At 66.9% G+C, this 24,767-nt stretch carries 25 protein-coding genes; 9 read left to right on the top strand and 16 right to left on the bottom strand.

Annotation, left to right across the window (positions count from 1 at the left end; genetic code table 11):
- The first annotated feature begins 158 nt into the window (after positions 1 to 158).
- Complete coding sequence (locus WBN46_RS15875) at positions 159 to 2,999, top strand: TonB-dependent receptor (protein WP_337732407.1); 2,841 nt, start codon at positions 159 to 161, stop codon at positions 2,997 to 2,999.
- Positions 3,000 to 3,103: 104 nt separating this feature from the next.
- On the opposite strand, the gene WBN46_RS15870 is transcribed toward WBN46_RS15875, so the two are convergent.
- The 4 genes from WBN46_RS15870 to WBN46_RS15855 form a co-directional block, all read right to left on the bottom strand.
- Positions 3,104 to 3,874 (bottom strand): endonuclease/exonuclease/phosphatase family protein, encoded by a 771-nt coding sequence (locus WBN46_RS15870; protein WP_337732406.1) that lies wholly within the window; start codon positions 3,872 to 3,874, stop codon positions 3,104 to 3,106.
- Between the two features lie 23 nt (positions 3,875 to 3,897).
- Positions 3,898 to 4,725 (bottom strand): thiol:disulfide interchange protein DsbA/DsbL, encoded by an 828-nt coding sequence (locus tag WBN46_RS15865; RefSeq protein ID WP_337732405.1) that lies wholly within the window; start codon positions 4,723 to 4,725, stop codon positions 3,898 to 3,900.
- A 96-nt stretch (positions 4,726 to 4,821) separates the two neighbouring features.
- Positions 4,822 to 5,472 (bottom strand): thiol:disulfide interchange protein DsbA/DsbL, encoded by a 651-nt coding sequence (locus WBN46_RS15860; RefSeq protein WP_337732404.1) that lies wholly within the window; start codon positions 5,470 to 5,472, stop codon positions 4,822 to 4,824.
- Positions 5,473 to 5,603: 131 nt separating this feature from the next.
- Positions 5,604 to 6,374, bottom strand: a complete 771-nt coding sequence (locus tag WBN46_RS15855) for a c-type cytochrome (RefSeq protein ID WP_337732403.1) — start codon at positions 6,372 to 6,374, stop codon at positions 5,604 to 5,606.
- A gap of 141 nt (positions 6,375 to 6,515) precedes the next feature.
- On the opposite strand from WBN46_RS15855, the gene yihA reads away from it, so the two are divergent.
- The gene (gene yihA / locus WBN46_RS15850; RefSeq protein WP_337732402.1) at positions 6,516 to 7,115 is read left to right on the top strand and encodes a ribosome biogenesis GTP-binding protein YihA/YsxC; all 600 of its coding nucleotides are present in this window, start codon (positions 6,516 to 6,518) and stop codon (positions 7,113 to 7,115) included.
- A gap of 3 nt (positions 7,116 to 7,118) precedes the next feature.
- On the opposite strand, the gene WBN46_RS15845 is transcribed toward yihA, so the two are convergent.
- Complete coding sequence (locus tag WBN46_RS15845; protein ID WP_337732401.1) at positions 7,119 to 7,835, bottom strand: VIT family protein; 717 nt, start codon at positions 7,833 to 7,835, stop codon at positions 7,119 to 7,121.
- 169 nt (positions 7,836 to 8,004) lie between these two features.
- Here WBN46_RS15845 and WBN46_RS15840 point away from each other — a divergent pair, with 169 nt between their 5' ends.
- Complete coding sequence (locus WBN46_RS15840; RefSeq protein WP_337732400.1) at positions 8,005 to 9,369, top strand: glutamate--cysteine ligase; 1,365 nt, start codon at positions 8,005 to 8,007, stop codon at positions 9,367 to 9,369.
- 38 nt (positions 9,370 to 9,407) lie between these two features.
- Here the strand turns inward: WBN46_RS15840 and arsN2 are convergent, their stop codons facing one another.
- From arsN2 to WBN46_RS15810, 6 genes are all read right to left on the bottom strand, one after another.
- Positions 9,408 to 9,839 carry an arsenic resistance N-acetyltransferase ArsN2 gene (gene arsN2, locus WBN46_RS15835; protein ID WP_337732399.1) on the bottom strand — a complete coding sequence of 144 codons (432 nt, stop codon included), beginning with the start codon at positions 9,837 to 9,839 and terminating at the stop codon, positions 9,408 to 9,410.
- 80 nt (positions 9,840 to 9,919) lie between these two features.
- Positions 9,920 to 11,128, bottom strand: coding sequence for an organoarsenical effux MFS transporter ArsJ (gene arsJ, locus WBN46_RS15830; RefSeq protein WP_337732398.1), 1,209 nt, complete (start codon positions 11,126 to 11,128; stop codon positions 9,920 to 9,922).
- Between the two features lie 17 nt (positions 11,129 to 11,145).
- Positions 11,146 to 12,150 (bottom strand): ArsJ-associated glyceraldehyde-3-phosphate dehydrogenase, encoded by a 1,005-nt coding sequence (locus tag WBN46_RS15825; protein ID WP_337732397.1) that lies wholly within the window; start codon positions 12,148 to 12,150, stop codon positions 11,146 to 11,148.
- Positions 12,151 to 12,194: 44 nt separating this feature from the next.
- Positions 12,195 to 12,689 (bottom strand): arsenate reductase ArsC, encoded by a 495-nt coding sequence (locus WBN46_RS15820; protein WP_337732396.1) that lies wholly within the window; start codon positions 12,687 to 12,689, stop codon positions 12,195 to 12,197.
- 42 nt (positions 12,690 to 12,731) lie between these two features.
- The gene (gene arsB, locus WBN46_RS15815) at positions 12,732 to 13,757 is read right to left on the bottom strand and encodes an ACR3 family arsenite efflux transporter (RefSeq protein WP_337732536.1); all 1,026 of its coding nucleotides are present in this window, start codon (positions 13,755 to 13,757) and stop codon (positions 12,732 to 12,734) included.
- A 32-nt stretch (positions 13,758 to 13,789) separates the two neighbouring features.
- Complete coding sequence (locus WBN46_RS15810) at positions 13,790 to 14,125, bottom strand: winged helix-turn-helix domain-containing protein (RefSeq protein WP_185894848.1); 336 nt, start codon at positions 14,123 to 14,125, stop codon at positions 13,790 to 13,792.
- 41 nt (positions 14,126 to 14,166) lie between these two features.
- On the opposite strand from WBN46_RS15810, the gene arsH reads away from it, so the two are divergent.
- The 5 genes from arsH to WBN46_RS15785 all read left to right on the top strand — a co-directional run bounded on the left by arsH (position 14,167) and on the right by WBN46_RS15785 (position 17,780).
- Positions 14,167 to 14,985 (top strand): arsenical resistance protein ArsH, encoded by an 819-nt coding sequence (gene arsH / locus WBN46_RS15805; RefSeq protein ID WP_337732395.1) that lies wholly within the window; start codon positions 14,167 to 14,169, stop codon positions 14,983 to 14,985.
- A gap of 79 nt (positions 14,986 to 15,064) precedes the next feature.
- The gene (frmR, locus tag WBN46_RS15800) at positions 15,065 to 15,340 is read left to right on the top strand and encodes a formaldehyde-responsive transcriptional repressor FrmR (protein WP_337732394.1); all 276 of its coding nucleotides are present in this window, start codon (positions 15,065 to 15,067) and stop codon (positions 15,338 to 15,340) included.
- Positions 15,341 to 15,354: 14 nt separating this feature from the next.
- A complete protein-coding gene (locus WBN46_RS15795) occupies positions 15,355 to 16,464 on the top strand; it encodes an S-(hydroxymethyl)glutathione dehydrogenase/class III alcohol dehydrogenase (RefSeq protein WP_337732393.1) in 1,110 nt (369 codons plus the stop codon).
- A 147-nt stretch (positions 16,465 to 16,611) separates the two neighbouring features.
- Positions 16,612 to 17,448, top strand: a complete 837-nt coding sequence (gene fghA / locus WBN46_RS15790; protein ID WP_337732392.1) for an S-formylglutathione hydrolase — start codon at positions 16,612 to 16,614, stop codon at positions 17,446 to 17,448.
- Positions 17,445 to 17,780, top strand: coding sequence for a putative quinol monooxygenase (locus WBN46_RS15785; RefSeq protein WP_298126543.1), 336 nt, complete (start codon positions 17,445 to 17,447; stop codon positions 17,778 to 17,780). Before fghA ends, WBN46_RS15785 begins: the two co-directional genes overlap by 4 nt.
- Before the next feature lie 139 nt (positions 17,781 to 17,919).
- On the opposite strand, the gene WBN46_RS15780 is transcribed toward WBN46_RS15785, so the two are convergent.
- From WBN46_RS15780 to WBN46_RS15770, 3 genes are read right to left on the bottom strand one after another with little or no spacing between them, the layout of a single operon-like run.
- Positions 17,920 to 18,615 (bottom strand): ATP-binding protein, encoded by a 696-nt coding sequence (locus tag WBN46_RS15780; RefSeq protein ID WP_337732391.1) that lies wholly within the window; start codon positions 18,613 to 18,615, stop codon positions 17,920 to 17,922.
- Positions 18,616 to 18,645: 30 nt separating this feature from the next.
- Positions 18,646 to 18,990, bottom strand: a complete 345-nt coding sequence (locus tag WBN46_RS15775; RefSeq protein ID WP_337732390.1) for a hypothetical protein — start codon at positions 18,988 to 18,990, stop codon at positions 18,646 to 18,648.
- A 55-nt stretch (positions 18,991 to 19,045) separates the two neighbouring features.
- The gene (locus tag WBN46_RS15770; protein ID WP_337732389.1) at positions 19,046 to 19,993 is read right to left on the bottom strand and encodes a DegV family protein; all 948 of its coding nucleotides are present in this window, start codon (positions 19,991 to 19,993) and stop codon (positions 19,046 to 19,048) included.
- A 265-nt stretch (positions 19,994 to 20,258) separates the two neighbouring features.
- On the opposite strand from WBN46_RS15770, the gene WBN46_RS15765 reads away from it, so the two are divergent.
- Complete coding sequence (locus tag WBN46_RS15765; RefSeq protein WP_337732388.1) at positions 20,259 to 21,941, top strand: diguanylate cyclase; 1,683 nt, start codon at positions 20,259 to 20,261, stop codon at positions 21,939 to 21,941.
- Between the two features lie 16 nt (positions 21,942 to 21,957).
- Here WBN46_RS15765 and WBN46_RS15760 read toward each other — a convergent pair whose 3' ends face one another.
- Entirely contained in the window at positions 21,958 to 23,235 is a 1,278-nt protein-coding gene (locus WBN46_RS15760; protein WP_337732535.1) for an amidohydrolase family protein, read from the bottom strand.
- Between the two features lie 110 nt (positions 23,236 to 23,345).
- Positions 23,346 to 24,767, bottom strand: a complete 1,422-nt coding sequence (locus WBN46_RS15755; RefSeq protein WP_192199809.1) for an amidohydrolase — start codon at positions 24,765 to 24,767, stop codon at positions 23,346 to 23,348.

Below are 24,767 nucleotides of genomic sequence, written 5' to 3'. Positions count from 1 at the left end.
AACTCGCGGTAAACCTGTTTATATCCAGATAATCACCGTTACCTTTTTCAAAACGGTGACTTGTTTCCGTTGTGGGTGTTTTACCGATTCTTTACAACGATGGGCAAGCCGCTTTAGGCATCGGCCGTGCGGCCCAATCCCTTCCGGAGAGAGAATCCATGAACGCACGCCGCCACAAACTGGCTTCGGCCATACAACTCGCAGTGCTTCTCGCGTTGCCTGCCACCGTCCTGGCCCAGGAGGCCACCACGCTGGACACGATCACCGTGACCGGCAGCCGCATCAAGCGTGCCGAGATGGAGGGCCGCGTACCGGTGCAAACGCTGTCACGCGAAGACATCGAGCGCTCCGGCCTGACCTCCATCGGCGACATCCTGCAGGAACTCACCGGTTCCGGTTCTGCCCTCAACACCAAGTTCAATTCCTCCGGCAACTTCGGCTTCTCGCCCAATGGCGATGGTGTGGGCGCCGGCTCGGCACAGGTGGACCTGCGCAACCTGGGCCCGAAGCGCGTGCTGGTGCTGGTGGACGGGATGCGCTGGGTCAACGAGTCTTCCGCTTCCGGTGTTTCCGCGGCGGTCGATCTCAACACCATTCCACTGGCGCTGGTGGAGCGTATCGAAGTGCTCGAAGACGGCGCGTCGTCGCTGTACGGTTCCGATGCCATCGCCGGCGTGGTCAACATCATCACCCGTCGCAACTTCGATGGCGGGCAGGTCACGCTCAACTACGGCCAGTACGACAAGGGTGACGGCGAAATCACCGGTGCCGACTTCGCGTGGGGCTTCGACACCGAGCGCAGCAACCTGTTCCTGAGCCTGAGCTACACCGAACAGAAGGAAGTCAGCTCGGCGGACCGCTACATCTCTTCGATCCCGATCCAGGGTGGCAGCTCGCGCATCCTCGGTGGCCGCTACGCCTTCACGGATCCGAACGGCAACGAATACGACCTGTCGGTGAAGCCCGGACAGACCAACCCGGTCTACACGCCCAACCTGCCGGACTGCGATTCGGGTGTTGCGCGCACGGACGGATTCCAGTGCTTCGACTTCGGGCGCGATGCCTTCAACTATGCGCCGTACAACCTGCTCATCACCCCTTCCAAGCGCATGGGCGTGTTCGGCCAGTATCGCTTCTCCATCACCGAGCAGCTGAACTTCTATGCGAAGGCGCTGTACAACCGCCGCGAATCCACCAACCAGGCCGCGCCGGAGCCGATCGACCTCGGGCCCGGCGCGGGTACCAGCTACACGGCCGACCTGGTCATACCGGCCAACCATCCCTACAACCCGTTCGGCTTCGATCTGGTGGGTGGGCCCGGCGGCAACATCGGCACCATCCGCCGCCGCCCGCTGGAAGGCGGTCCCCGCATTTTCGAGCAGGAGGTCGATACGCAGTACATCGCGGCCGGGCTCGAAGGTTCCTTCGGTGGCGAGCGCCAGTTCTTCTGGGACGTCAACGCGGCCTTCAGCAAGAACGAAGCGGACCAGACCAACCGCGGCAGCTACAACGCGCGCAACATCGCCACGGCCTTGGGCGATCCAGCGGTCTGCGCGGCCACGAACGGGTGCACGCCGCTGGATATCTTCGGCTTCGACACCATCACGCCCGCGATGCTTGCCTACATCAGCCCCCTGTTCCGCGACCGCAGCGAACAGAAGCTGACCCAGGTCACCGCCAATCTGAGCGGCGCGCTGTTCCCGGCGTGGGCGGGTGACGTGGAGTTCGCAGCAGGCGTCGAGTACCGCAAGTACGAAGGCAGCTACAACCCGGATCCGCAGACGGTGGCCGGCGAGTACAACGGCGTGCCGTCGCTACCGACATCCGGCGAGTACGACGTCAATGAAGCGTACGTGGAATTGAACGTGCCGCTGTACGCGCAACAGGATGGCGCGGGCAAGCTCGACCTGAGCCTGGCTGGCCGCTATTCGGACTACTCGACCTTCGGTGGCGAGTTCACGCCGAAGTATGGCCTGCGCTGGCAGGTGGCCGAGGACCTGGTGCTGCGCGCGACGTATGCGGAAGGCTTCCGCGCACCGTCGATCGGTGAACTGTACGGCTCGCAGAGCCGCTTCGATGCCTTGCTGGTCGATCCATGCCTGGTGCCGCCAAGCGCACCGGCCGGGTCCGTCGCGCCGGTCGCATGCCCCGGCGTGCCGGTGGGCGCACGGCAGAATGATCCGCAGATACCGGTGCTGACTGGCGGCAACCCGGAACTGCAGCCGGAAACCGCGCGCAGCTTCAGTGCCGGACTGGTGTTCAGTCCTTCGTTCGCGGAAGACGTGGCATGGTCGGACAAGCTGGACTTCGAAGTGACGTACTACCGGCACAACCTGGAAGGCGCCATCCAGGCCATCGACGCGCAGACACAGCTGGATCTGTGTGCGACCACGCAGGATCCCCAGTACTGCACCGGCATCAACCGCCTGGCATCGGGCGAGATCGATACCTTCGCCAACTTCCTGATCAATCTCGGCTCGATCAAGACGGATGGCTGGGATGCGGACGTGTTCTGGACGCTGCCGGAGAGCTCGATCGGCCGCTTCAAGTTGAGCTGGCAGAACACCATCGTGACCCGTTACGAAGCCCGCGGTGCGGGTGGCCAGTTGCAGCCGCAGGCCCCGGGCATCGTCGTCAACGACACCGCGATCCCCGAGTGGACGTCGACCGCGACGCTGGACTGGAAGCTGGGCAACTGGAATGCCGCGTGGAGCATCCGCCACCTGTCCGAGATGGAGGAGGCCTGCCTGGCGGCGGATCCGTCCGAGTTCTGCGACACGCCGACCCGCAATACGCTGGCCGCCACGACCTACCACGACCTGCAACTGGGCTATGAGTTCGAATGGTTCAAGGGGCTGCAGCTGACCGGCGGCGTCAACAACGTGTTCGACGAGGATCCGCCGGTGTGCACATCGTGCTCGCTCAACGGCTACGAAGCTTCGACCTACGACATTCCCGGCGGTCGTTTCTTCTACGTGCGTGCCAACCTGCGGTTCTGAGACATCGCATTGCCTGCAGTACGAAGAAGCCGGCGTCTGCCGGCTTCTTCATGTGGCGTGCCGTGACGGTGCCGCGATCCTTGACCCCGGCATACGGCGAGGTGTCAGCGCAACGCAATGTCCGGCACGTCGATGTCCATCGCCAGCGCAAGATGGTCCGAATTCGCGGCGGGCATGGCGCGTGCGTTGTCGGTGCGCAGGCCTTCGCTGACCAGGATGTGGTCGATGGCGCGCTGCGGGCGCCAACTGGGGAACGTGGGCACGCAGAATGCCGGAGGACGCAGGCGGGTGCGCTTGTAGAGCAGTTGCATTTCCGGCGTGTCGGGCACGCAGTTGAAGTCGCCCATCAGCACCGCATGCGGATGATCCGACAGCAGTTCGCCGATGAAGGCCAGTTGCGAGCGGCGCGAGTTGGCGCCCAGCGAGAGGTGCGCCACGGCGACCGTGAGCCCTTCGTCACCCTCGCCGAAGCGCGCCATCAGCACGCCGCGACCGCTGATGCGGCCGGGCAGGCTGTGGTCGGTGACCTCCACCGGTTCAAGTTTGCTGAGCAGGCCGTTGGCGCTGCCGGCGACCCGCGCGACATTGCGGTTGGGCTGGTGCGTCCAGTAATCGAAGCCCGCGCGCTCGGCCAGGTAATGCGTCTGGTTGGTGAAGCCCGAGCGCAGGCTGCCGGGATCGGCCTCCTGCAGGCCGACGATGTCGTGCTCCCCGGCCAGCTGCGCGATCAGGTCCAGGCTGCCGCGCTTGTTGCCCGCCGGCAGCGCATGCGACCAGCTGCGGGTCACATAGTCGCTGTAGCGGCGGGTGCTGGAGCCGGCCTGGATGTTGGCGCTGAGCAGCCGCAGCCGCCGCGTGGCCGGAGAGTCGATCATGGAAGTGGGGGCTTCCGTGGCGTTCAGCGGCGTGCGCGTTCCATCGCGACCAGGTGGTCGGCGATGCGCAGCACGTCGGCGTAGGTCTGGCCGCCGGTGACGCGGTACTTGCCGTTGACGATGATGGTGGGGGTGCTTTCCGCTCCGGCGTTCTTGGCGAACTGCATGCCGCGGGCGACCTGCGAGTTGGTGCCGAAACTGTTCATCAGCGACACGAACTCCTTCGCCTCCACGCCGTACTGGGCATACCACTGCGCGATCTGCGCCGGATCCGCCGGCGGCTTGCCTTCGCCCGGCAGCGAGCGCTGCAGGTGGATGGCGCTGAACACCGCGTCATGGGTCTTGTCGACCAGGCCCTTGGCCTGGGCCGCGTAGAACGCCTTGCCGTAGGGCGCCCACACGGGACCGAAGACCACCGGCACGTAGGTCACGCGCACGTCGGCAGGCTGCTTCTTCTTCCAGGCCGAGACTTCGGGGGCGAAGCGGGCGCAGGCCGGGCAGACATAGCCGAATACCTCGACGACTTCGACCTGGCCGTTGAGCGGCGCGTACGGCTGGCCATTGGGGATCTCGACGTAGTCCGTGCCGGCGACCGGCGGCGGACCCTGCGGCGGCAGGACCGGGTTGGTGTTGGCGGTTGCCGTGCTGTCGGCACCGTCGGCCGGCGCTGCGGTCGCGGCTTCGGCGGAAGCTGCCGGCGCGTCGGCGGCGGGCGCGGTGGTGGCATCGGTCGTGGTCGCCGGTGCGGCGGGCGCTTCGGCGGCAGGCGTGGTGTCGGTGGCCGGCTTCGGACCACAGGCCGCCAGCACGGGCAGCAGCAGGGACAGCATCAGGACGTGACGGGATTTCATCGCGCGAGCTCCAATGGTTCAGAGGAAAAAGGTGCCGGCCGGGCCGGGGACATCACATTCTGCATGGCGCCCGCAACGGCCGCCATGACGGGATCGTCACTTGCGGCCGCGTTCGCGGGCGACGAGCCGGTCGGCGATCTTCAGCCTGTCGCTGTAGTTGCCGCCGCCGGTGACGCGGTACTTGCCGTTGACGATGATCGTCGGCGTGCCTTCCACGCCGGCGGCGGTCACCCAGTCGCGCGCCCTGGCCAGCTGTGCATCGACCTCCGGGCCGCGCAGGGCGGCCAGGAACTTCGCGCGGTCCACGCCCTGGCTGGCATAGAACCCGGCGATTTCCTCGGCGGATGCATTCTGGATGGGCAGGTTGCCGGTCTTGTGCAGGGCGTCGAACACCGCCTGGTGGGTGCGCTCCTGCACGCCCAGCTGCTGCGCGGCGTAGAAGGCGCGTGCATAGGGAATCCAGTAGCCGCCGAATGCCGCCGGGACCGGCGTCAGCTGCACGTCGCGCGGCAGCTTCTTCTTCCAGGCGGCGAGCGTGGGTTCCAGGTGCGCGCAGTGGATGCAGGTGTAGCCGAACACCTCCACGACCTCGATCTTGCCCTTGGCGGGCGCGAACGGCTTGCCGTCCGGAATCACTTCATAGTCCTGCCCCTCGACCAGCGGGGGCGATGCGGGCGGTGCGGCAAGGGTGGCGACCGGCAGCAAGGCAAGCAGGGTGATCAGCACGGGCAGCAGACGCGAGGCCATCGGGATTCTCCAGACTGGAACGGGACGTCCCGCTCCGGGGCGTCGCGGAAAAAGAAACGCCGGCCATGGTGGGGCCGGCGCGATGAACAGGAGCTTGCACTTTCGGCCGCGCGACGCGGCCGGGTGCGGGATTACTTGGCGGCGGCCACGTCGTCGGCGCGGGCATGCAGGCCCTGCAGGTAGCTGGCCAGCGCCTGGATTTCCTGCTCGGTCAGCGGCGCGGCGACCTGCGCCATGATGTTGTGCAGGGTCGGGTCCTTCAGCGTGGTGGTGCCGGCCTTGTATTCCTGCAGGCGACGCACGGTGTAGTCCTGCATCTGCCCGCCGATGTGCGGGTAGGCCGGGCCGGGGTTGCCGGCGCCGGTGGGGCCATGGCACGCCATGCAGGCCGGCACGCCGCGCGCGGCGTCGCCGTTGCGGTACAGCTGCTGGCCCACTTCGTAGAACTTCATGTCCTTGTAGGGGCCCTCGGCGACGATGCTGTCGTCGGCCAGGCCGGCACCCGACTTCTGGGTGGCGAAGTACGCACCGACGTCGCGCATGTCCTGCGCATTGAGGGTCTGGGCGAACGGGGCCATCACGGCCGCCATGCCGGTGTTGCGCTCACCCGAGGCGAACAGCGCGAGCTGGTGCGCGATATAGCGCTCGCTCTGGCCGGCGATGCGCGGGTACTGCGGATCGCTGGGGTTGCCGTCGGCGCCGTGGCAGGCCGCGCAGGCGGCCGCCTTGGTCTGGCCGGCCTTGGCATCACCCCAGGTGGTCTTGGCGAGGTTGATGTCCAGCGGCGCGGTCTCGACCGGTGCATTGTCCGGCACCGGAACCACGGTGGTCTGTGCAAAAGCGACTGCGCCCACGGCCAATACGGCCAGTCCGGCAAGTCCCATAACGCGAGCGTGGCGCATGCTAAAGCTCCGAAACCCTAGACGATACGCGGCGCAGAATGCAGCCGCGAAACCGTTGAATTATCCCTGCGCCGGGGCTGTCCGGTCAATTCAACGGGCTTCCGGCATGTCCCCGGGGCCGGCACATGCCATGCTAGTGCCATGTCGAACCCCCTGAATTCCGCCACCTACCTGCTTTCCGCCCACACCCCGCGCCAGCTGCCGGAAGATGGTGGATTCGAGGTGGCCTTCGCCGGCCGCTCCAATGCCGGCAAGTCCAGTGCCCTCAATGCGCTGGTCAACCACAACCGCCTGGCGCGGGTATCCAAGACCCCCGGCCGCACCCAGCAGCTGGTGTTCTTCCAGGTCCAGCCGGAACGCTATCTGGTGGATCTTCCCGGCTACGGCTACGCCAAGGTGCCGCAGGATCTCCAGGCGCACTGGCAGGCCTTCATCGACCGCTACTTCCGCACCCGCGAAGCGCTCAAGGGGTTGGTGGTGGTGATGGACATCCGCCATCCGCTGAAGGACTACGACCGCCAGATGCTGGGGTACGCCGTCCAGCGCGGGCTGCCGGCCCATGCGTTGCTGACCAAGGCCGACAAGCTGGGCCGTGGCCAGCAGGGCAACGCACTGCAGGCGGTGAAGAAGGAGCTGTTCTCCGCCTTCGGCGACACCGTCAGCGTGCAGACCTTTTCGGCCGAGTCCAAGCAGGGCGTGGACGAGGCACGGATGATCGTGGGGAACTGGCTGGCGCTTTAGGGATCACACGGCGACGTGGAACAGGCGGCCCACCAGCGCCGCAGCGCCCATCGCCATGGCACCCCAGAAGCCGACCCGCAGCGCGCCGCGCAGGATCGGTGCGCCGCCGACCCGGGCCGCCAGCGCCCCCGACAGCACCAGCCCCACCAAGGTCGCCACGGTCGTCACCATGCCGACCTGGCCGGCGGGCGCCAACAGCGTGGTCGCGATGGGCAGCAGTGCGCCCACCGTGAACGCACCCGCCGACGCGAGCGCCGCCTGCACCGGACGGGCACGCAGGGCCTCGGTGATGCCCAGCTCGTCGCGTGCATGGGCTTCCAGCGCATCGTGCGCGGTCAGCTGTTCCGCCACCTGGCGCGCAAGCGCGGGCGACAGGCCGCGCTGCACGTAGATCTGGGCCAGCTCCAGCAACTCGCTCTCCGGCGTATCCCGCAGCTCGCGTGTCTCCACCGCGAGATCGGCTGCCTCGGTATCGGCCTGCGACTGCACGGAGACGTATTCGCCTGCAGCCATCGACATGGCGCCCGCCACCGTGCCGGCCACGCCGGTCAGCAGGATCGTCGAAGGCGCTGCGCCACTCGCGGCCACGCCTACCACCAGGCCGGCGACCGACACGATGCCGTCGTTGATGCCCAGCACAGAGGCGCGCAACCAGCCCACGCGATCGGTGCGATGACGTTCGCGATGGCGGGCCTGGGGCGAGCGGGGATGCGAGGGCATGGACGCAGCGTAGTCCACGTCCGGACACGCGTCGATGTGCACCAAGGATGGGATGCTGCGGCGCCTGGATGGCCATGCTGGCGTGCACCCGGTCACGTTATAGTGCCGGCCTTGCGACCGCGGGGCTTCGTCTCCACGTCGTGGCCTCTCCCTTCGCGCGAGCCTGCCCTTGTCCAGCCCCAGCCACGTTGCCGACACGCTGATCACCGATCGCGCGCAGTTGGTCGAATACATCGCCTCGGGTGAGAAGCCCGCGCCGGATTGGCGCATCGGCACCGAGCACGAAAAGTTCGGCTTCCGCCTGGACGACCTGCGTCCGCCGACCTTCGACGGCGAGCGCGGCATCGAGGCCCTGCTGAAGGGTCTGACGCGTTTCGGCTGGGAAGCGATCGAAGAGAAGGGTCGCGTCATCGCCCTGACGAAGGACGGCGCGTCGGTCACGCTCGAGCCGGCCGGCCAGCTGGAACTGTCCGGCGCGGCAGTCGAAACCATCCACCAGACCTGCGTGGAAGTGGGCACGCACCTCAAGGAGGTGAAGCAGGTCGCCGATGAACTCCAGCTCGGCTTCCTCGGCATGGGGTTCCAGCCCAAGTGGCGCCGCGACGAGATGCCGTGGATGCCCAAGGGCCGCTACCAGATCATGAAGTCGTACATGCCCAAGGTCGGCCAGCTGGGCCTGGACATGATGACGCGCACCTGCACCGTGCAGGTCAACCTGGATTACGCCACCGAAGCGGACATGATCAAGAAGTTCCGCGTGTCGCTGGCGCTGCAGCCGGTGGCGACGGCGCTGTTCGCGGATTCGCCGTTCACCGAAGGCAAGCCGAACGGCTACCAGAGTTACCGCTCGCACATCTGGACCGATACCGACGGCGACCGCACCGGTATGCTCGACTTCGTGTTCGAGGAGGGCTTCGGCTACGAGCGCTACGTCGACTACCTGCTCGATGTGCCGATGTACTTCAGCTACCGCGATGGCATCTATCACGACGCCAGCGGGCAGAGCTTCCGCGACTTCCTGCAGGGCAAGCTGCCGGTACTGCCGGGCGCGCTGCCCACGCTGCGCGACTGGTCCGACCACATGACCACCGCGTTCCCGGAAGTGCGGATGAAGAAGTTCCTGGAAATGCGCGGCGCCGACAGCGGTCCCTGGAACCGCATCTGCGCGCTACCGGCGTTCTGGGTGGGCCTGCTGTACGACGATGCCGCACTCGATGCGGCGTGGGACCTGGTGAAGGACTTCACCCTGGAAGAGCGTCATGTACTGCGCGACGGCGTGCCGAAGCATGCATTGAAGCTGCCGTTCCGCGGCGGCACCGTGCGCGGCCTGGCCAGCGAAGCAGTGAAGATCGCCATCGGCGGTTTGAAGCGTCGCGCACGCCTCAACAGCAAGGGCGTGGACGAGGCAGGCTTCCTCGATGCGCTGGTGGAGATCGTCGAGGCCGACGAAACGCCCGCCGAACGCAAACTGGCGTTGTTCCATGGCGAGTGGAACGGCGACATCGATCGCGTGTTCCGCGAGTTCGCGTACTAACCCATCCTGCACCCGGACACCAGGCCGCTCCGCGATGACTACAGCGGCTTGAGCATGCAGATGGCGCTGGCGGGACACAGCGACCGGAATTCCGCGCTGTCGTGCACGGCGTCGGGCACGGCGTCGCGCGCGACCACGGCGTAGCCCAGGCGCGCGAAAAAGGCGTCCGCTGTCTGCGTCAGCAACACGATCCCGGTGATGCCGCGCGTGCGCGCCTCGGCTTCCAGGGACTGCACGAGCCGCTGGCCATGGCCTTTGCCCTGGTGCAGGGGCGACACCGCCAGCGAGCGCAGCAAGCCGGTGACGCCATGTTGCTCCAGGCCGATCACGGCCGCGATACGGCCACCCTCTTCCTCCACCCAGAAGGCCACCTGCGAGGCGGCAAGGTCGGCCGTCGGCAAGGCGTGCGTTTCCAGCAGTGTGGTGATGGCGGCGATGTCGTCGACGCGGGAAGGGCGTATCGAGGTCATGGTGTTTCCCGGGGTATCGTGTTGCGTGCAAGCGCGATGATGCCTTGAATCCGATGCGGCGGCGGGAAGCGTCTCGCTGCTCAGCCCCTTGCTTGCACCGCCGATCGGGGAAGTGCCACCGACACCGCCGCTGCCAGCGCGATCAGCACGGCGGAGATTGCCAGGCACGCGGCCAGGCCCCAGCGCTGGAAGACCCAGCCCGACAGCACCGTGCCCAGCAGGCGTCCCATGGCGTTGGCCATGTAGTAGAAGCCGACATCCAGTGACACACCATCTTCGCTGGCGTAGCTCACGATCAGGTAGCTGTGCAGCGCCGAATTCAGCGCGAACAGTACGCCGAAGACCGTCAGCCCGACGATCAGCACCCACGCCGCCGGCACGCCGTAGACCAGCAGCACTGCCATCGTTGCCGGCACCATGGCGAGCAGCACGGCCCATGCGCTGGCCGAGCGCCCATCCGGCAAGCGACCCGTGCCGCGCCCGGTAATGTGCGGTGCGAACGACTGCACCAGTCCATAGCCGATGATCCATGCAGCGAGGAATCCGCCCACCTGCCAGAAATCCCAGCCCAGCGTGGAAGCCAGGAACACCGGCAACGCGACCACGAACCAGACGTCGCGCGCACCGAACAGGAACATCCGCGCGGCCGACAACAGGTTGATGGCGCGACTCTTCGAGAAGATGTCGCGGAATTTCGGCTTGGCCTTGGTCTTACCCAGGTCGCGCTTGAGCAGCAGCAGGCTCAGCAGCCACACCAGCAGCAGTGCGCCGGCCATGATCGCCACCGCTGGCGCGAAGCCCACGGTGGCAAGCAGCGCGCCACCCAGGAAGAAACCGATTCCCTTCAATGCATTCTTCGAGCCTGTGAGTGCCGCCACCCAGCGATACAGCGTGCCTTGCCGGTCGCCCGGCACCAGCAGCTTGATGCTGCTCTTGGCGCTCATCTTGTTGAGGTCCTTGGCGATGCCGGACAGTGCCTGCGCCGCCATGACCCACGGCACCGCCAGCCAGACAGCCGGCACCAGCAGCATCGACAGCGCAATGACCTGCATCGCCAGCCCGATGTTCATCGTCCGGTTGAGCCCGATCCTGGCACCCAGCCATCCACCGACCAGGTTGGTGATGACACCGAAGATCTCGTAGAACAGGAACAACATCGCGATCTGCAGCGGGCTGTAGCCCAGCTGATGGAAGTGCAGCACCACCAGCATGCGCAGCGCGCCATCGGTCAGAGTGAAAGCCCAGTAGTTGCCGGTGATCAGCAGGTACTGGCGGACGTCGGCCGACACGCGCGCGAGCATCGGTGTCAGCCCGCCTTGCCGACCAGTTGCACGAGTTCCGCCGTGCGATTCACGTAGCCCCATTCGTTGTCGTACCAGGCATACAGCTTCACCTGCGTGCCGTTGATCACCATCGTCGACATCGCATCGATGATGCTGGAACGTGGATCCGTCTGGTAATCGATCGACACCAGCGGGCGCGTCTCGTACCCCAGGATGCCCGCCAGCTCGCCTTCGGCAGCGGTTTGCAGCAGCGCATTCACTTCCTCGACCGTCGTCGCGCGCTCCACTTCGAATACGCAGTCGGTCAGCGAGGCATTGGTCAGCGGCACGCGCACGGCATGGCCGTTCAGGCGGCCCTTCAATTCGGGGAAGATTTCGGCGATGGCGGTCGCCGAGCCCGTCGAGGTCGGGATCAGGCTGCTGCCGCACGCACGCGCACGGCGCAGGTCCTTGTGCGGCGCGTCCACGATCACCTGCGTGTTGGTCAGGCTGTGGATCGTGGTCAGGCTGCCGTGGCGGATGCCGATGCCTTCGTGGATCACCTTCACCACCGGTGCGAAGCAGTTGGTCGTGCACGAGGCCGCCGACACGATGCGGTGCAGAGCGGGATCGAAGCGGTGGTGGTTCACGCCCACCACCACATCCAGCACGCCGGGTGCCTTGACCGGCGCGGTCACCACCACGCGCTTCACGCCCTGGTCGAGGTAGGGCTGCAGTACATCGGGTTTGCGGAACCTGCCGGAGGATTCGATGACCACGTCGCAGCCCGACCAGTCGGTCGCCGCGATGTCCTTGTTGTGCGTCACCGGGATGCGCGCGCCGTCGATCACCAGCGCATCGCCATCGGCACTGATCCCGCGATGCCACGGTCCGTGGATCGAGTCGAACTCCAGCAGGTGCGCCAACGTTGAAGCGTCGCCCGCCGGATCATTGATCTGCACGAATTGCAGGTCGGGATTGTCCCAGGCCGCACGCAAGGTGAGGCGGCCCATGCGGCCGAAACCGTTGATGCCAACGCGAATGCTCATGGATGGTTCTTGGATGGAGGAGGAATAACAGGTGGATGTTGCGTTCAGGACGAGGTGCCGATCTCGCGCACCCGCGTCTCCAACGCCAGGCGATCCAGCGCCTCGGGCTTGAGCGCAAGCAACAGCGTGATGCGGTGCTGCAGCAGGTGCAGCGCATGGGCGAACGCGTGGCGTACCTGCTCCGGTGAGCCGGCGACGGCGGCGGGATCTTCGACGCCCCAATGTGCGGTGACCGGATGGCCGGGCCAGACAGGACATGCTTCGCCAGCCGCCTTGTCGCAGACGGTGATGATCAGGTCCATCGGTGGCGCATCGGCGGTGGCGAATTCGTCCCACGGCTTGCTGCGCAATGACGCCGTCGGCAGGCCGGCCTCCTGCAGGATCTGCAGCGCGACCGGATGCACCTCCCCGCGCGGGTGGCTCCCCGCGCTGTAGGCATGGAAGCGGCCTTTGCCCAGGTGATTGGCCATGGCCTCGGCCATGATGCTGCGGGCGGAATTGCCGGTGCACAGGAACAACAGGTTGCAGGGGCGGTCCATGGGCGTGTCCTGAAGGAAGAGGGATGGAGGCGAGGTAAGAAATCAGGCGCGGCGTTCGTACCAGGGCTTCGACGCATTGACGATGCGGACCACGGACAACATGACCGGCACTTCCACCAGCACACCGACCACCGTGGCCAGCGCCGCACCGGAATGCACGCCGAACACACCCACAGCCGTAGCCACGGCAAGCTCGAAGAAATTGCTGGCGCCGATCAGGGCCGACGGGCCTGCCACGCAATGCGCCACGCCCAACCGGCGGTTGAGCCAGTACGACACGCCGGCGTTGAAATACACCTGGATCACGATGGGGACCGCGAGCATCGCGATGATCAGCGGCTGGTCCACGATCTGGCGGCCCTGGAAACCGAACAGCAGCACCAGCGTGAGCAGCAGCGCGCCCAGCGACACCGGCCCCAGCCGCTCGAGCAGCACCTGCAGTGCCGCGTCGCCACCACGGCCAAGTACCCAGTGGCGCAGCAGCGCCGCGACGATGACCGGCACCACGATGTACAGCGCCACCGACAGCATCAGCGTCGCCCATGGCACGGTGATGGACGAGATGCCCAACAGCAGGCCGACGATGGGCGCGAAGGCCACCACCATGATCGCGTCGTTCAATGCGACCTGGCTCAGCGTGAAGCGCGGCTCGCCATCGCACAGGTGGCTCCACACGAACACCATGGCGGTACACGGCGCGGCCGCCAGCAGGATCAGTCCGGCCACGTACGAATCGATCTGCGCGGCAGGCAGGTGGTCGGCGAACACATGCCGCACGAACAGCCACGCCAGCACCGCCATCGAGAACGGCTTGATCGCCCAGTTCACGAACACGGTGACGCCGATGCCTTTCCAGTGCCGCTTCACGTCGCCCATCGCGCGGCAGTCGATCTTCAGCAGCATCGGGATGATCATCAGCCAGATCAGCACGGCCACCGGCAGGTTCACCCTGGCGACTTCCGCCGACCCCAGCGTGGCGAATGCGCCCGGCAACAGGTAGCCCAGCGCGGTGCCCACGCCGATGCAGCCCAGCACCCACCAGGTGAGGTGGCGCTCGAAACCGCCCATGCGGCGCGACAGCGGCGGCGTGCCGGTTGCCGTCATGCACAACCTTCAGGGCCGCACGGCGCGGCAGGCGCGCATTGCGCCGTGTCGCCACCGCAGCAGTTCCGGGTCAGGAATTCGATCAGCCCGTTCATCGCCGCGAAATCGGCCCGATAGCAGACGTGCCGCCCGCGCGCCTCGCTCTGCACCAGTCCTGCGGCCACCAGTTCCTTCAGGTGGAAGGACAGCGTGGCGCCCGGCAGCCCCAGGGCTTCGGCGATCTCGCCCGCCATGCGGCCGGACGGGCCGGCTTCGACCAGCAGGCGGAAGACCGCCAGGCGGGTGGTCTGGCCGAGGGCAGCCAGGGCAACGGTTGCGTTTGTTATTTCCATAATTCTAGAATAATCGAACAATCACAGCCTAACAAGCCGACATGACAGTTCCATTGCTGCCGCAGCTCGCGCCCGACGCCTTCGACATGCCGGACGCCGGCAAGCTCGCCATTGGCGGTTCTCCGCACCCGCCGCGCATCCTGATCCTGTACGGCTCGCTGCGCCCGTCATCCTTCAGTCGAAAGCTGGCCCTGGAGGCGGAGAGGCTTCTGCAGCAATTCGGTGCGGAGACGCGCGTGTTCCATCCGCACGACCTGCCGATCCTGGACAGCGTGGGCGCGGACCACGCCGAGGTGCAGCGGCTGCGTGCGTGGTCGCAGTGGTCCGAAGGCCAGGTCTGGGTCAGCCCGGAACGCCATGGCACGCTCAGCGCGGTGTTCAAGAACCAGATCGACTGGCTGCCGCTGTCCGAGGGCAGCGTGCGTCCCACGCAGGGCCGCACGCTCGCGGTCATGCAGGTGTGCGGCGGTTCGCAATCGTTCAATGTGGTCAATGCGTTGCGCGTGCTGGGCCGCTGGATGCGCATGGTCACCATCCCCAACCAGTCGTCCGTGCCGAAGGCCTGGCAGGAATTCGATGACGAAGGCCGCATGAAGCCCTCGCCGTACTACGACCGCGTGGTCGACGTGATGGAGGAACTGGTGAAGTTCACCCTGCTGGTGCGCGACCGCAGCGACTACCTGACCAGCCGTTACAGCGAACGCAAGGGCGATCTGGCATCGCGCGCCGCGACGGAGGCGTCCGGGGTGGTCGAGCGGGCCACGCCTGTTGCGACCTCGCTTGCCGTCTCACGGCAGGACGATGCCGCCGCCGCCCCTGAGAAGGCCTGCTGCGGGCCTGCCTGCTGCGCAGCGACGTAGCGATATCCGGACAAGCGGGGCTTCATGTGCGGGGGTGGGTCACGTATACTCCCCCCCACTATCAAGGTGCGTGGCCGACATGCCCCATTCCCCCGCCGACAAGAAGAAGGCGCTGACCCGCGTCCGTCGCATCCGCGGCCAGTTGGATGCGCTTGAGCGCGCGCTGGAGGAAGGTGCGGATTGCGCACCCGTGTTGCAGCAACTCGCTGCGGTGCGTGGGGCGGTCAATGGGCTGATGTCGGAGATCCTGGAAAGCCACCTGCGCGAAGAATTCGCGCAACCGGCCGCCACCCCCAAACAACGCGAGGCCGGCATCGATGCCGCCGTCGCGCTGGTCCGTTCCTATTTGAAGTAAGCAGGAGTGCCACCATGAAATCCCGTGCCGCTGTCGCCTTCGCCGCAGGCGAACCGCTGAAGATCGTCGAGATCGATGTCGCCCCGCCCCGGAAGGGCGAGGTGCTGGTGAAGATCACCCACACAGGTGTCTGCCACACCGACGCGTTCACGCTGTCCGGCGATGATCCGGAAGGCCTGTTCCCGGTGGTGCTGGGCCATGAAGGCGCCGGCATCGTGGTCGAGGTGGGCGAGGGTGTCACCAGCGTGAAGCCGGGCGACCATGTCATTCCGCTCTACACCGCCGAATGCGGCGCGTGCCTGTTCTGCAAGAGCGGCAAGACCAACCTGTGTACCTCGGTGCGCGCCACCCAGGGCAAGGGCGTGATGCCGGATGGCACCTCGCGCTTCTCCTACGAAGGCCAGCCGCTGTACCACTACATGGGCTGCTCGACCTTCAGCGAATACACCGTCGTGGCCGAAGTCTCGCTGGCGAAGATCAACCCCGACGCGAATCCGGAGCACGTCTGCCTGCTCGGCTGTGGCGTGACCACCGGCATCGGTGCCGTGCACAACACCGCCAAGGTGCAGGCCGGCGATTCGGTCGCGGTGTTCGGCCTGGGCGGCATCGGCCTGGCGGTGATCCAGGGTGCGCGGCAGGCGAAGGCCGGTCGCATCATCGCCATCGACACCAATCCGTCCAAGTTCGACATGGCCAAGCAGTTCGGCGCCACCGACTGCGTCAATCCCAAAGACTTCGACAAGCCGATCCAGCAGGTGATCGTCGAAATGACGGGCTGGGGCGTGGACCATTCGTTCGAATGCATCGGCAACGTCAACGTGATGCGTGCCGCGCTGGAATGCGCGCATCGCGGCTGGGGCCAGAGCGTGATCATCGGCGTGGCCGGTGCGGGGCAGGAGATCAGCACGCGTCCGTTCCAGCTGGTGACCGGCCGCAAGTGGATGGGCACGGCGTTCGGCGGCGTGAAGGGCCGTTCGCAACTGCCGGGCATGGTCGAGGATGCGATGAAGGGCGACATCGAACTCGCGCCGTTCGTCACGCATACGATGCCGCTGGATGACATCAACGAAGCCTTCGACCTGATGCATGAAGGCAAGTCGATCCGCAGCGTGGTGCATTTCTGATGGTGTTCCCTTCTCCCTCCGGGAGAAGGTGCCCGCAGGGCGGATGAGGGTGCGGCGAAGTCCGCATGCCTCAGGCCTCAATGCCTTCGCCGTACCCTCACCCCAACCCCTCTCCCGGCGGGAGAGGGGCTACAGCAGGATCTTGTGATGACACTCGAACGCATCGAACACCGCGCCTGCTTCGGCGGCTGGCAGGACGTCTACCGCCATCGCTCTGCCGTACTCGGCTGCGACATGACGGTGGGCGTCTACTTTCCGCCGCAGGTCGAACAGGGACCGTGCCCGGTGCTCTACTGGCTGAGCGGCCTGACCTGCACCGAGCAGAACTTCATCACCAAGGCCGGTGCACAGCGCTATGCGGCCGAACACGGCCTGATCCTCGTCGCGCCGGACACCAGTCCGCGTGGCGAAGACGTGGCGGACGCCGAGGGCTACGACCTGGGCAAGGGCGCGGGCTTCTACGTCAATGCGACTCAGGCGCCGTGGGCCTCGCACTACCGGATGTACGACTACATCGTCGACGAACTCCCGGCCTGGGTCGAAGCCGATCCGGCGGCGAGCGACCGGCGTGCGATCAGCGGGCATTCGATGGGCGGGCATGGCGCGTTGACGATCGCGTTGAAGAATCCCGGCCGCTACCGCAGCGTCTCGGCGTTCTCGCCGATCGTCGCGCCCTCGCAGGTGCCGTGGGGCGAGAAGGCGTTCACCGCCTATCTTGGTGAGGACCGTGCGGCTTGGACGGCGCATGACACCGTCGCACTTGTCGCGGCCGCGCAGGAACGGCTGCCGCTGCTGGTCGACCAGGGTGATGCGGACGAGTTCCTGCGCACGCAGCTGAAGCCGGAACTGCTGCAGGCCGCAGCCGAGGCTGCCGGCCACCCGCTGACGCTGCGCCTGCAGCCTGGCTACGACCACAGCTACTACTTCATCGCCAGTTTCATCGGCGACCACATCGCGTACCACGCCAAGGCCCTGCACCGATGAGCCTCGATCACGCTGCAACCCCGTCCGTACCGCTGGTGTTCTACGTCCGTCTGCGCGTGAAGCCGGAGCGCGTCGACGAATGGTTGCGTGCGGTGCACGATATCGTCGATGCGATGTCGAAGGAGGACACGTTCCTGTCGTGTGCACTGCATCGAGATGCCCACGACCCGACGTTGTTCACCCTCTATGAACGCTGGGCCGAACCCGACGTGGCCACCTTCCTCGAGCGACAGGACAAACCCTACCGTCGCGACTACGAGGCGCGGTTGCCCGAGTTGCTGCAGGGGCCGCGCGAACCGCAGGTACTCGTGCCGTTGGCCAGCTGGCCGTAACCGGACTGGGTTGGCAGTGCGTAATCGGTGACATCGAACATCGTGTCGGCGGAGACGCGATGCATCGAAGGCGCAGGGCGGGCTCAAGCCCGCCGTCCCGTGACCATCGGCTCACCGCGATGGTGGGCCAAGGCCCACCCTACGTGGGCACGTCGGCGAGTGCGTAGTCGGTGAACGCGAAGCGGCCGTCGCGCAGTTCGGTGTCGCCCTGCGCCAGGGCGAGTGGTGCGTCGAACATCGGGCCGGCCGAGACGCAGGTGTGGAACTCGCCGTTCTCGCCGCACGGGTCCACGCCCGCCGGCAGTGCATCGAGCAGCCCGGCATCGAATGCATGCCCGGCGAAGGAAGCATCGAGTTGCTGCGTGTCCACGCAGCACAGGTGCGCGCGCAGGCCGCTCTCGATCATCTCGCACGCAAGCGTCGCCGTATCGCTGCCGAACAGCGGCGTCAGTACGTCCCAGCCGATCCTCGCCAGGTTCTGCACGCGGTACGCGCGGATGTCCTCCAGGAAGAGATCACCGAACGCCATCGTGCGCAGGCCGGGCCAGCGTTGCGTCGCCCGCGCCAACGCGGCGGTCATCGCCCGTTCGTAATCATCGTTGGTGCAGCGTGCTGGAATCATCGCTTCGATCAAAGGCAGGCCAGTGGCCTGTGCCTGTGCATGCAGCACGCTGCGACGGATGCCCTGCATCGATACGCGGCCGTAATCCTCGGTCACCGTGGTCAGCAGACCAACCACCTCGACATCATCGCGCTGGTGCAGGACGTGCAGCGTCCACGCCGCATCCTTGCCACCGCTCCAGGCCAGCAGCGCAGGCGTGCGACGCGCCGTCATGAGGTGGTGGGTCCGCGCAAAGGCCGCGCGCTACGCGGCCGAGACGTCGCGCAGTTCCCACGCATGGCCCGCCAGCAGCCGCAGGCGGTGCTTGAGGACCTGACCGGGGATGGACGAGGTCGCCACCAGCAGGATGCTGAGATCGTCCTGCTGTCCACGGACCGTGGCGTCGTCATCGACCACGCCCAACCCGGGGTCCACTTCGTCCGGTTCTTCCTGGCGCGCGCGCCAGCGGTCGAACAGGCTGCTCGTGCGCAGCGCATGCTGGAGTTGCGCGGCGAATTCATCCGCACCATGTGCATCGAAACTGAAGGCCGGATCGCCGCCGCGCGCGCGGCCGGGATCCGGCAGGCTGATGTAGTAACGGACCGCCATGGCACCCCCGGTTCAAACCAGAGGCATAGCGTATCCCCGTCGCGTTAGGTCGCCGTTATGCCGCTTTGAACGGGGCCGGCGGCGCCGCGAAGGCGGCCACCACGGCCCCCTTGCCCACGTTGACCATGCCGGTGAGGCTCATCACGCTCTCGAACACTTCGACCTTGTTGTTCTCGCAGATGTCGCGCAGGCGCTGGTAGCCCGGCAGCGCACGCAGTTCCGAGAGTTCGCCGCCGTAGCTCAGGCAGACGGTCGGCGTCATCAGGCCGGCCATCACCCGGTTGCCGGTGAACTTGAACATCTGTTCGACTGCATTGTCGAAACCCTTGATCTTCGCCACCGGCTCGGTGTTGCCGGCATGACCGTACAGCACCGGCTTGATGTCCAGCGCGCTGCCCAGCGCCGCGCTGAGCAGGCCCACGCTGCGGTCGCCCTTGGTGCGCGCGCGGTTGCGCAGGTAATACAGGTCGCGCGGGATCATGTAGCCATGCGTGTTGTTGGCCAGTTCCTCCAGCCGCACGCGGATCTGCTGCACGTTCGCGCCGGCATCGCGCATGCGCACCGCTTCCACCGCGGTGATGCCCTGCGCGGCGAACAGGTTCTGCGTATCGATCACCCGCAACGCGAAAGGCGAGTTGTGCCCCGCGGCCTGGCGTACCGGCTTGTAGTCGTTGAGGATCGCGAAGCTGGCCTGCATCGCGTTCTCGTGGATCGGGCTGCGCGTCTTGGTGATCGTCATGCAGAAGACGTGGTCGTAGTCGATCACCAGCTGGCCCAGGAACAGGTCCCGGATCTGGTTGACGGTGAACGGCGTGGTCTCGGCCTCGTGCCCGCGCTCGGCCACGTGCGCATGCAGGAAGCTCAGCGTGGCCTGCTCGTCGCGATGATCGGCAAGCACGGCTTCGCCGATGCGTACCGTGATCGGCAGGATGACGATGTTGTGTTGTTGCAGATACTCCAGCGGCAGATCGCACGCCGAATCGACGACTATTCCAATGCGCATCTCAGCCCCTCCCGGCATCCATCGCATTTGCTCTTATCTCCGCAAAACTAGCGGACATCCGCCGGCAAGTCGTTGCGTAAACGCGTGAAGTGTGAGTTGTATCACCTTTTATCCGCATGCGGCAGGGAGGAAAACGTGGGCTGCGTCCGACACCGGTTGAGGTATGTGCCCATAGTTTATGTGACTCACATCACATAATTGCCAGATTCCGGCTTGCCGGTGGAGGGGCCCGGCCCGACACTCGCCTCGAACGCGATGGGGCAACATGAAACAGGGGTGGTGGTCTCTACTGCTGCTTCTGGCCCTGCTGCCAACGATGGATGTGCGAGGGGAGAACATCGCGCGCATTGATCGCATCCAGCCACTGGCGCTGGAGCAGCAGGCCGGACAGCGCGCCGGATTGTTCTCGGAACGCCGCTTCGACGACGGGGGCGTGACCGTGCGCGTGATCGGCAACGGGGAATGGCGCGTGGAACCCACGCCGGGCGTGCGGGAGCCGCTGCTGGTGTTCTATCACCCCTATACCGCCCGCGTGACCGTGCTCGACCAGGCGGAAGGCACGCCGCGCCGGCGGGACATCTTCAGCGCCGACCTCGATCCGCAGTACAGCCGGCGTGCCCTGGTGTTCCCCTTGCAGGGCGATGGCCCGGTGTACGTGAAGGTGGAGGGCGCGCGTTATCCGCTGCATGTGTCCGTGGAGTCCGGCCCGTCCTACGCTGTCGCGGACCTGTGGCACGTGCGGCTGGTGCTGCCGGCGATCGGCGTGGTGCTGGGCGTTTCGCTGGCGGTGCTGCTGTTCTGGGCCGTGCTGCGCGAACGCGTCTACCTGCTGTACGCCGGCGCCATGCTGTTCCAGTTGCTGTACGCGCTGTGCTCATACGGTGAAGCCTACGCATGGCCGGGGTTGTCCCTGCTGGCGCGCTTTGGCGCGCAGGGGATCTGGGGCACGGGCACGCTCGCCACCATCCTGCTGGTCTACCTGTGGCTGGACTACGCTGGCCTGCGCCGGGTCGCGCCGCGGCTGGCGTGGCTGGTGCGCGTCGTGGGCGCCTACGGATGTGGCCTGACCCTGCTGCTGTTGCTGTTGCCGTGGCCCGCCGACAAGGCCTGGTTCCCCGACATCGCCAACGCGCTCTTCCTGCTCACCAATGCCATCGCGCTGGTCACGCTGGTGGTGGCCTGGCGTCGTGGCCAGCGGCATGCGGCCTACGTGCTGATCGCGTGGGTGCCGCTGCTGGTGTTCACCATGACGCGTGCGCTGCGCTTCAGTGCCGGTGAGCGAGCCGAGCCGTGGCTGGAATACGGCCTGCCCTGGGTGCTCGCCTTCACCGCCGTGGTGCTGGCGCTGGGCCTGGCCGACCGCATGCTGACCTTCCGCCGAGAACGTGACCGGGCCAAGGCGCACGCCGAGCGCGACGGGCTGACGGGCGTGCTCAACCGGGGCGGCATCGAACACCGCCTCGACTGGGCCCTGATCGAGCGGCAGCGCGAACGCATCCCGGTCTCGCTGCTGTTCATCGACCTGGATCACTTCAAGCAGGTCAACGACCGCCACGGACATGCCCTGGGCGATGCCTGCCTGCGCGCGGTGACGCGCGTGGTCAGCCAGCGCTTCCAGTACGGCGACCAGTTGGGACGGCTGGGCGGCGAAGAGTTCGTCCTGGTGCTGGCCGGCGTGGAACTGCCGGCCGCGATCCGGTTCGGCGAAGAAGTCAGCGAACGCATCCGCCATGACTGCGCGAGCGTGGAAGGCGTCGCCGTGGGCGTGACCGCCAGCATCGGTGCCGCACAGGCGCGCGATGGCGATACGGTGACCTCGCTGATCGCGCGGGCGGACCATGCCATGTACGCGGCCAAGCGGGCGGGCGGCGACCGCGTGGTGGGCGAAGACGCGCTATCCGTGCCGTCGCACAGCACGAAGGCGCCCGAAGGCGCCCCCGTGGACTGACGCCGCGCGGCGTCGCTTACTTCGAATACGCCCGCGGCAACGGACCGGCCTGCTGCAGGTAACGGTCGCGCAGCTCGGTCTGGCGCGAGCGCATCGGGATCGCGCGTCCACCCAGCCACACCTGCTCGGCGGTGTTGGCCACGTCGAGCGGATCGCCGCTCCACAGCACCAGGTCGGCCAGCTTGCCCGGTGCGATCGTGCCCACCCGGTCGCCCACGCCGAATGCCTCCGCCGGCACCCGGGTCAGCCCGGCCAGGCCGTCTTCCCACGGCAAACCGTTGGCCACCGCGTTGCCCGCCAGCTGGCGGATCTTGCGCGCGTTGTGCGAGGCATCGCCGGCCTGGGAGAAACTGACGCCCACGCCCGCCGCATCCAGCCGCGCCGCATTCTCCAGCGTGGCGCCGATCTGGTCGAAGTCGGCCGGCAGGTCCGCGAGTGCATCCACGAAAACCGGCACCTTCGCCTGCGCGAGCTGGGGCGCCAGCTTCCACGCCTCCGCACCCCCGGCGATGGCGATGCGTACGTTCTCGCGCTGCGCCCAGCGCAGCAGCTGGCGGATGTCCGCCGCACGGTTCACCTGCACGACGATGCGGCCGTTGCCGGCGAGATAGCGCGCCAGCGTGGCGCGGCCGGCAGGCGTCAACAACGCATGCGGCGAATCCACCGGCACGCGACCGCGCGCCTCGGCCACCATCTGGTCCAGCAGCATCCATTGCGCCGCGCGCGACTTGCCGCTCAGGTCGGACGCGCCAGCGCCCAACCGTACGAACAGCGCACGCGGGCCGACCGGGTCGGCGCTGCCGTCCAGCCGCACCACGCCCCCTTGTCCGGCGATGAAGGAGCCGCCCGTCGACGCCGCCAGCAGGGTAAAGCCGATGCCCTCCACGCGCGTCACCGGGATCACCACCGATGCCGGGTTGTACGCCAGCGTCACGTCGAACTCCGGCCGCATGGGTTGATCGGTCAACGTCACGGCCGCATCGACCGTGGACGCTTCGCCCGACACTTCCTCCACGCCGATCTCGGTGATGCCACCGAAGAACGCCGGCGTCAGCGGATGGCCGTTGGCTTCCACCACCGTCGCACCGGCGGGCGCCGCGATGCCGCTGCCGACCGACTGAACCACGCCGTTGCGCACCAGTACATCAGCATTCTTCAGGGTGCCCTGTGCCCCGGCGGTGTGCACGGTGGCGTTGCGGATCAGCACATCCTGGGCAAGTGCTGCCAAGGATGTGGACGCCAGTGCAGCCGCCAGCACTGCCGCCCTCGCCGTCCTCCCAGCGCATGCTGGGATCCATTTTGCTTTTGCTCTTGTTGCTGCTCTCTCCTTCGACCCGAAGGGCAAGAGCCACAGGGATACCCGCATGCGCTGGAATGACGGCAGGGAACTACGACGGGCAGGGCTCACGGCATCACCTCCTGGCCCAGCATGAAGTCCGACACCGGTTGCCTGCTGCGGTCGTTGCGGTCGTAGATGCGCGCGCCGTCGATGTAGACCTGCTCGGCCTTGGCGTACACGCTGAAGGGGTTCTGGTTCCACAGCACCACGTCGGCCATCTTGCCGGCCTCCAGCGTGCCGGTGCGCTCGGCGATGCCCAGCGACTTCGCTGCGTTGCTGGTCACCCAGCGGATCGCACGCTCCGGCGCGATGTCGCCCATGCCGGCGCGGCGCGCGTTCGCCATCACCTTGGCGGCTTCCTGGTTGAGCCGCTGGATGCCTTCGTCCGAATCCGAATGCACGATGGCGCAGCTGTTGGCGGGCCGGTCCACCAGCGCGATGTTTTCCTGGATGCCATCGAAGGCCTCCATCTTGAAGCCCCACCAGTCGGCCCACAGCGCGCCGCAGACGTTCTCCTGCGCCAGGCGGTCGGCCAGCTTGTAGGCCTCCACGCCATGGTGGAACGCGGCCACCTTGAAGCCGAACTCCTTCGCCAGGTCGAGCATCGTGGTCATCTCATCGGCGCGGTAGCAGTGGATGTGCACCAGGATCTCGCCGTTGATCGCACCCGCCAGCGTGTCCAGCTTCAGATCGCGCTTGCCGCCGGCATCGCCACCGCTGTCGGTACCTTCGCCGCCACTGGCGCGCTCCCACCAGCGCTTCCGTTTCGGCTGCTGCGGCTTGGGTGCGTTCTTCTTCAGGTATTCGCTGGCATCGATGAAGGCTGCGCGGTAGCCGGCCACGTTGCCCATGCGTGTGGCCGGGCCGGCCTTGCCGCCGTACACGCGCTTGGGGTTCTCGCCGCAGGCCATCTTCAGGCCCCACGGCGCACCCGGGAACTTCATGCCCTGGTAGCTGGTGGACGGCACGTTCTTCAGCGTCACGCCGCGGCCGCCGACCAGGTTGGCCGAACCGGGCAGGATCTGCATCGACGTCACGCCGCCGGCGAGCGCGGTGTGGAAGCCCGGGTCCTGCGCCCAGATCGAATGCTCGGCCCATACGTTCGCCGTCACGGGCGCCGTCATTTCGTTGCCGTCGCTGTGCGCCTTCACGCCCGGGCTGGGATACACGCCCAGGTGCGAATGCACGTCGATCAGGCCGGGCGTGACCCACTTGCCCGTCGCGTCGACGCGCGTGGCGCCTTCCGGTGCCGACAGGCCGCGGCCGACCGCCGCCACCTTGCCGTCGGCGAGCAGCACGTCCGCACCGTCCAGGCGCTCGCCGGTGCCGGTCAGCACGGTCGCGTTGGCCAGCAGCACGGGTCCGGAACCGAGCGCCCGGTAGGTGCTGGGGTACGGGTCCTGGGTGAAGCGGGAGGCGGGCGTGGCGGCATGGGCGCCACTCCCCGATGCAGCCAGGACCAGCCCGGCCAACAAGGTCATTCGCAT

Origin of the sequence: Pseudoxanthomonas sp. CCNWLW251 (assembly GCF_037402255.1) — a bacterium.
Taxonomy (GTDB): domain Bacteria; phylum Pseudomonadota; class Gammaproteobacteria; order Xanthomonadales; family Xanthomonadaceae; genus Pseudoxanthomonas_A.
Note: the sequence above shows the minus strand (reverse complement) of the source record. Positions and strands in the feature narration are given on the sequence as shown.